Source organism: Cupriavidus phytohabitans, assembly GCF_017815025.1.
Lineage (GTDB): Bacteria > Pseudomonadota > Gammaproteobacteria > Burkholderiales > Burkholderiaceae > Cupriavidus.
Genome location: NZ_JAGIQB010000243.1, coordinates 1 through 543, shown reverse-complemented (window position 1 = coordinate 543; position 543 = coordinate 1). Strand labels below are relative to the sequence as shown.

General features: G+C 59.3%; 1 protein-coding gene. It reads right to left on the bottom strand.

Going from position 1 to position 543, the window contains the following annotated elements:
• Nucleotides 1-278 precede the first annotated feature (278 nt).
• Nucleotides 279-543 (bottom strand): hypothetical protein (locus tag J8I34_RS34340; RefSeq protein ID WP_245176364.1); only part of this gene is annotated, 265 nt, incomplete at its 5' end.

Here is a 543-nt window from a genome sequence, read left to right as displayed (position 1 = left end):
TTCGTGCGATGAAGAAACTGAAGGACGCCGCGATGTAACCGCACCGGTTCACGCGTGCAAAAGAAAAAGCCCCGGAGGCTCGCGATTCCGGGGCTTTTTTGCAGGGGCTTTCAGAAGAGCGCGCTGAGGCGTAGCAACTTGCCGCCAACCCAACTGGCTGGTCACCGACAGGGGCACCGCCAGCGAGTGCAACGCACCAACGTCATATGTGTTCCCTTCAGAGCGGGGCCACAGCCTACAGGGCGGGCCCCTGTGGGTTGCAGAGCGTGCTGGAAGTGCTACAGATCGGCGAGATAGGCGATTACAACTCCGTCTTCCGTGCCGGCCAAACGGTGACCATCGCGGCAGGCTGCGAAATCAGTTCGATCTCGTTCGCCAGCTGGCGCAAGTGACACGCCGCTTCGGCCGGACCGGACCGGCAGCCCCCGAAATGCGGTACCACCAATATCGATGTCGACAATAAGCTTGGCGTCCTCAAATCTGAAGTGCAACACCTTGCCATTTGGTAAGGTGTGGTGGATGACGAAGAAGAAGTACCGGCAA